The 6,189-nt window shown below is 55.9% G+C and carries 5 protein-coding genes and 1 tRNA gene; 1 reads left to right on the forward strand and 5 read right to left on the reverse strand.

Features of this window, described 5'->3' with window-relative positions:
* Nucleotides 1–154 precede the first annotated feature (154 nt).
* The 4 genes from ACTZWX_RS04045 to dbpA all read right to left on the reverse strand — a co-directional run bounded on the left by ACTZWX_RS04045 (nucleotide 155) and on the right by dbpA (nucleotide 5,163).
* Nucleotides 155–1,477, reverse strand: a complete 1,323-nt coding sequence (locus ACTZWX_RS04045; RefSeq protein ID WP_444712828.1) for a sodium ion-translocating decarboxylase subunit beta — start codon at nucleotides 1,475–1,477, stop codon at nucleotides 155–157.
* Between the two features lie 13 nt (nucleotides 1,478–1,490).
* Nucleotides 1,491–3,272 carry a sodium-extruding oxaloacetate decarboxylase subunit alpha gene (gene oadA / locus ACTZWX_RS04050; RefSeq protein WP_444712829.1) on the reverse strand — a complete coding sequence of 594 codons (1,782 nt, stop codon included), beginning with the start codon at nucleotides 3,270–3,272 and terminating at the stop codon, nucleotides 1,491–1,493.
* Between the two features lie 41 nt (nucleotides 3,273–3,313).
* The gene (locus tag ACTZWX_RS04055) at nucleotides 3,314–3,565 is read right to left on the reverse strand and encodes an OadG family protein (protein ID WP_444712830.1); all 252 of its coding nucleotides are present in this window, start codon (nucleotides 3,563–3,565) and stop codon (nucleotides 3,314–3,316) included.
* A 224-nt stretch (nucleotides 3,566–3,789) separates the two neighbouring features.
* Nucleotides 3,790–5,163, reverse strand: a complete 1,374-nt coding sequence (gene dbpA, locus ACTZWX_RS04060) for an ATP-dependent RNA helicase DbpA (RefSeq protein ID WP_444712831.1) — start codon at nucleotides 5,161–5,163, stop codon at nucleotides 3,790–3,792.
* A 104-nt stretch (nucleotides 5,164–5,267) separates the two neighbouring features.
* Between dbpA and ACTZWX_RS04065 the strand changes: the two genes are divergently transcribed.
* Complete coding sequence (locus tag ACTZWX_RS04065; protein ID WP_061332700.1) at nucleotides 5,268–5,804, forward strand: DUF2058 domain-containing protein; 537 nt, start codon at nucleotides 5,268–5,270, stop codon at nucleotides 5,802–5,804.
* A gap of 233 nt (nucleotides 5,805–6,037) precedes the next feature.
* On the opposite strand, the gene ACTZWX_RS04070 is transcribed toward ACTZWX_RS04065, so the two are convergent.
* Nucleotides 6,038–6,114: transfer RNA gene (locus tag ACTZWX_RS04070), tRNA-Arg, on the reverse strand.
* Nucleotides 6,115–6,189: the final 75 nt, after the last annotated feature.

A 6,189-nucleotide genomic window follows, 5' to 3' on the forward strand; every position in this document is an offset into this window, starting at 1 on the left:
GCTACAGGGATGTGCCGCCAGGAGCGTTTTTTGGAAAGCAGTCCCACACTGGTGCCCCCCCCCAAATATCAGGCTAAAAAACACAAACTCCAAGGTTCAGAAAAAAGAAAACCCCGCCGAAGCAGGGTTCTCTCAATACAGCAGTGAACAACAATCAGCCAAGCAGCTTGATCATCACACCCGCTGCCACCGCAGAGCCGATAACACCAGCCACGTTCGGGCCCATAGCGTGCATCAGCAGGAAGTTCTGCGGGTTAGCTTCCAGACCAATCTTGTTGGATACCCGCGCCGCCATCGGCACCGCAGACACCCCGGCAGAACCAATCAACGGGTTGATCGCTTCCTTGCTCACTTTATTCATCAGCTTGGCCATCAAAATACCTGCCGCGGTACCAGCGGCAAAAGCCACCATACCCAGTACCAGAATACCCAGAGTCTGGCCATCCAGGAACTTGTCCGCTACCAGCTTCGCGCCAACAGACAGACCGAGGAAGATGGTCACAATGTTGATCAGCGCGTTCTGGGCAGTATCGCTCAAACGCTCAACCACGCCACACTCACGCATCAGATTGCCGAAGCAGAACATACCCAGCAGTGGAGCCGCATCCGGAAGGAACAGAACCACCGCGATCAGTACCACGATCGGGAAGATAATCTTCTCTTTCTTGCTAACCGGGCGCAGCTGCGACATCTTGATGGCGCGCTCTTTCTGGGTGGTCAAAGCCTTCATGATCGGCGGCTGGATCATCGGCACCAGCGCCATATAAGCGTAGGCAGACACCGCAATCGCACCTAGCAAATGCGGGGCCAGAACGCTTGATACGTAGATAGAGGTTGGGCCGTCTGCACCACCGATAATACCGATAGCTGCCGCTTCCATGATGGTGAACTCGAGGATACCGGTCCAGTCCAGAAGCGCCGCACCAATCACAGTACCGAAGATACCGAACTGCGCTGCAGCGCCAAGCAGCAGCGTCTTGGGGTTAGCCAGCAACGGGCCAAAATCGGTCATCGCGCCAACACCCATAAAGATCAGCAGTGGGCCAACGGTAGAACCGATAATCACCATGTAGAAGCTATGAAGCATCCCGTGCCCGTAACCAAAGCTTTGCGCAATGGAATCCGCAGCACTCACGGTGCCATAGCCTGCTGTGGCGTAAGCGTTCTTGAAGGCCTCTTTTACCTCGGGCGTCACCACCTGACCGGCCTGATAGGCCACATCCAGTGTGCTCGCCAGGGCCGCGTAGACCTCAGGCTTGGCAAAATGGATAGCGTTCTCAGCCGCAGACAGGGCCAGCCCTGCCTCCGGAATATTCGCCAGAATACCGCCAAACCCGATGGGTACCAGCAGCAGCGGCTCAAACTTCTTGTTGATCGCAAGATAGAGAAGCACCAGGCCAACGATGATCATCACCACCTGGCCCGGCTCTATGTTGAACAGGCCACTACCTGTCCACAACGTCAATAACTTTTCCATGGAATGCTGGCCCTTATGCGATTGTCAGCATTTCATCATCAACGGAGACGGCGTCCCCCTCCTTGATGAAGACTTCACCGATGGTACCGGCCTTGGGTGCACGCACCTCGGTTTCCATTTTCATGGCTTCGAGGATAATCAGCACATCGCCTTCTTCCACGGTGTCACCGGGAGAGACGTGAACCTTCCAGATGTTACCACCCAGAGGCGCAACCACAGGCTCGCCCTCACCGGCCGCCGGAGCTGGCGTTGCCGAAGCACCAGCGGAAGCACCGCCCTGGCTTTCAATCTGGCTGATCTCTCCACCTTCGTTAACAGCAACAACGAACTTCTTGCCGTTAACTTCCACGGTGTAGGTCTCAGGGCCAGCGGCCTTCTTAGCGGGAGCAACGTCATCGGCGCTTGGTACTGGCTCGAACGCATCCGGGTTGCCTCGGTTTTCCAGGAATTTCAGGCCGATCTGCGGGAACAGGGCGTAGGTCAGAACATCGTCAACTTCCTGCTCTGCCAGTTTGATACCCTTCTCTTGGGCGATATCCTTCAGCTCGTCAGTCAGCTTGTCCATTTCCGGCTCAAGTGCATCCGCCGGGCGACAGGTCATCACTTCCTTGCCGTCCAGAACACGTTCCTGCAACTCTTTGTTCATGGGTGCCGGCGCTGCACCATACTCACCCTTCAGGATGGCAGCCGTTTCCTTGGAGATGGACTTGTAACGCTCGCCGGTCAGAACGTTCAGAACCGCCTGGGTACCTACGATCTGGGAGGTCGGGGTAACCAGCGGAATAAAGCCCAGATCCTCGCGAACCTTGGGAATCTCTTCCAGAACCTGGTCAAACTTGTCGCTGGCGTTCTGCTCACGCAACTGGTTTTCCATGTTGGTCAGCATGCCGCCCGGAACCTGGGCAATCAGGATACGGGAATCGGTTCCACGGAGGCTGCCTTCAAATTTGGCATACTTCTTACGCACTTCGCGGAAATAAGCGGCAATTTCTTCCAGCAGGTTCAGGTCCAGGCCGGTGTCACGGTCGGTACCTTCCAGAATGGCCACCACTGCCTCAGTGGGCGAGTGGCCGTAGGTCATACTCATGGAGGAGATCGCCGTATCCACGTTATCAATACCGGCTTCCGCAGCCTTGATAGCGGTGGCGGTAGACATACCGGTGGTGGCGTGACACTGCATGTGGATCGGGATATCCAGCTCTTTCTTCAGACGACTGACCAGCTCATACGCTACGTAAGGCTTGAGAATGCCCGCCATGTCTTTGATGGCGATGGAATCGGCACCCATATCCGCGACTTCTTTCGCCAGCTCAACCCACATGTCGATGGTGTGCACCGGGCTGGTGGTGTAGGCAATGGTACCCTGGGCATGCTTGCCGGTTTTACGAACCGCCTTGATGGCGCGGTCCATGTTGCGAGGGTCGTTCATCGCGTCAAAGATACGGAACACGTCAACGCCATTTTCGGCGGCACGCTCACAGAAACGATCAACCACATCATCCGCGTAATGGCGATAGCCCAACAGGTTCTGACCACGCAACAGCATCTGCTGCTGGGTGTTGGGCATGGCTTTTTTCAGCTCGCGGATGCGCTCCCATGGGTCTTCGCCCAGGTAACGGATACAGGAATCAAAGGTAGCACCACCCCAGGATTCCAGAGACCAGAAACCGACTTTGTCGAGTTTCTCGGCAATGGGCAGCATGTCATCAAGCCGCATACGGGTGGCAAGCAGGGATTGGTGGGCGTCACGCAGAATTACGTCCGTAATCCCCAGCGGTTTCTTGGTATCAGTCATCGTGTCAGCCTTCTGTTAAAAGGTTCTAATCGTGCAACGGGTCACTTCTTGTGGCGTGCCCGGTATTGTGCAATCGCCTTCTTGATGGCCTCGGCGGTGTCAGGATCAACCGACGCGGGCGCCTTCGGCTTGGCACGTGGCGTTCTGGCCGGGGTTGCCGGCTCTGGCGGCGCAAACCGTCCAATGAGTTTGGACATGAGCAAAGTTGCGAAAACCAGAATAATCAGGAATCCGAACACAAAGCCCATACCGGCAATCATCAAATCGACGGCTTGTGACATCAGCTCATTCATATCGAATAGCTACCTGTTATTGATTTGTGTGATTTCCCCGTTTCGCCGCTTTCAGCCGCCAGACCAAAGTCTAATGGCTGAAACAAACAAACCGGGAGGCAAAATCCTGCGTAATTTACCGTTTTCATTGATCAGGAGCAACCTGAACTAAACATTTCTATAGGGACTTTCCGAGCTTCCTGGCCTGATTTGACGGCCATACACCCCTCCCTCAGAAACCGGAATCAGGCATAACGAACCCTGATTTTGCGGCCTTTGACCTTACCTTTCTCAAGCCGGGCCAAAGCTTTATCTGCCCAGGCTTCATCAACGGCCACAAAACACTGGAAATCGAACAGATCTATTTTTCCCACTGCCGTACCCGGAATACCCGCGTCCCCGGTCAAGGCGCCCAGCACGTCGCCCGGGCGCACTTTGTCTTTTCGGCCACCGGCCAGGCACAGGGTTTTCATGGCCGGGCGTACCGGACGTAATGTTTGCGCCAGCAGACTTTCGGAATCACCCCAAACAACAGACTCCCCACGAGCAGCTTCAAGCCGCGAGACTTTATGGCCCTGGCTGGGCGCGCACAGAGTAATCGCGTGCCCCTGTTCACCGGCACGCCCGGTACGGCCAATGCGATGGGTGTGTATTTCCGGGTCGCGGGCAGGCTCCGCATTGATCACCAGGGGCAACGCTTTGATATCCAGGCCACGAGCAGCCACATCGGTGGCGACCATGACCGTGCAACTCTGATTGGCGAATTTGACCAACGTGCTGTCCCTGTCTTTCTGCTCGAGATCCCCATGCAGTGACATAGCAGCAAAGCCGAGCGCCTCAAGCGCCTGCGCCAGCTCGTCGCAATCCCGTTTGGTCGTGCAGAAAACCAGAGAAGATACTGGCTGATACTCAGACAACAAGGCTGCCACTGCCCGAACTTTCTGGTCTGGCGATATTTCGTAGAACACCTCTGAAATACTGCTGGTAGCCTCTTCTGCCTCAATCCTGGCATCCACCGGCTCAACCTGGAAGCGCTCGCTCATGGCCCGGATCGGTTCTGGCCAGGTTGCGGAAAACAGGAGGGTTTGCCGGGCTTTGGGTGTTTGCTCAAGAATGGACAACACCACCTCTTCAAACCCCATATCCAGCATTCGGTCTGCTTCGTCCAACACCAGCGTGTTCACGCGGCCCAGGGTCAGCGTGCCCTTGCGCAGGTGGTCATCAACCCTGCCCGGCGTGCCCACCACGATATGGGCGCCATGGCTGAGCGAACCGATCTGGGGCCCTATGGGAACACCCCCGCAAAGCGTGAGTACTTTTACGTTGTCTTGCGCCCGCGCCAGCTCTCTCAGAGCCTTGGCCACCTGATCAGCCAGCTCCCGGGTCGGGCACAACACCAGCGCCTGCACCGCAAACTGCTTTGGCTTCAGGCGCTCCACCAGTGGAATGCCGAAAGCAGCCGTCTTGCCACTGCCTGTCTGCGCCATGGCAATCACATCCTTGCCGGCCAGGGCTGGCGGCAATGCCTTGACCTGTATGCCAGTTGGCTGCTCAAAACCCAACCGCTGCAGATTTGCCTGCATGGCCTGAGAAAGCCCCAGCTCTTTAAAAGAAGACATAGAAAAATCCACGAGGTAAATGTTTGTGGGTTATTGCGGGAATAACGTCGGCGTATACTAGAGGTTCATAATATGCAGTTTATCACGAATCAACGGAGTCACTGATGGCGTCTTTGCAGGAACAACTACTCAAGGCCGGGCTGGCCGACGAAAAGAAAGCCAAAAGCATACGAAACGAAAAACGCAAGCAACGCAAGCAGCAACCCAAAGGTGCGGTCCAGGTGAATGAAGCCGAGGAACGCGCTCGCCAGGCTCGCCTTGAAAAGGCCGAGCGTGACCGCCAGCTGAACCTAGAAAGGCAAAAGGAGGCGGAAAAGAAAGCTATTCAGGCACAGATCCGACAGCTGATTGAAACCAACCGACTGGATCGCAGCCGGGGCGAAACGTCTTACCAGTTTGTCGACGGAAAGAAAATCAAGAAAATCCTGGTGGATGACACCATGGTCGACCAGCTCTCCCGCGGCCGGCTTGCGATTGTGGCAATTGGCGACAACTACGAAGTGGTCCCAGACAAAGTAGCCCGTAAGATTATGGAGCGAGACGAAACCGCCGTGATTTCGATGCACGATCGCAAGCAGGATGATGCCGGAGAGGACGACCCTTACGCAGGGTATGAGATTCCGGATGATTTGATGTGGTAACAGAAATAAAAAACCCCGCTCAAAGCGGGGTTTTTTATTTAATATGGCGCGGCTAGGAGGATTAGGCGGGCCTTCGGCCCTTCCCCTTCGGGGCTGCCGTCGCGTTGCTCCGGCGTTCCTTACCCCACTTCGCGGGGTTCGGTCGAACCTCTATCGGTTCAAATCTTCCCAGCCATACAACGTAAAACGCCCCAGTTGTCGGGTGCATAAACTGAGGCGTTTTGACTTTAATATGGCGCGGCTGGGAGGATTCGAACCTCCGACCGCCTGGTTCGTAGCCAGGTACTCTATCCAGCTGAGCTACAGCCGCTTAAAACAGGTTTGCGATAGTGGCGCGGCTGGGAGGATTCGAACCTCCGACCGCCTGGTTCGTAGCCAGGTACTC

The organism is Marinobacter sp. NSM (genome assembly GCF_052380025.1).
In the GTDB taxonomy this organism is placed as follows: Bacteria; Pseudomonadota; Gammaproteobacteria; order Pseudomonadales; family Oleiphilaceae; genus Marinobacter.

Bases quoted from the DNA above. Each gene is read 5' to 3' on its own strand.
- ACTZWX_RS04045 (WP_444712828.1), bottom strand. From the start codon at position 1,477: ATGGAAAAGTTATTGACGTTGTGGACAGGTAGTGGCCTGTTCAACATA.
- oadA (WP_444712829.1), bottom strand. From the start codon at position 3,272: ATGACTGATACCAAGAAACCGCTGGGGATTACGGACGTAATTCTGCGT.
- ACTZWX_RS04055 (WP_444712830.1), bottom strand. From the start codon at position 3,565: ATGAATGAGCTGATGTCACAAGCCGTCGATTTGATGATTGCCGGTATG.
- dbpA (WP_444712831.1), bottom strand. From the start codon at position 5,163: ATGTCTTCTTTTAAAGAGCTGGGGCTTTCTCAGGCCATGCAGGCAAAT.
- ACTZWX_RS04065 (WP_061332700.1), top strand. From the start codon at position 5,268: ATGGCGTCTTTGCAGGAACAACTACTCAAGGCCGGGCTGGCCGACGAA.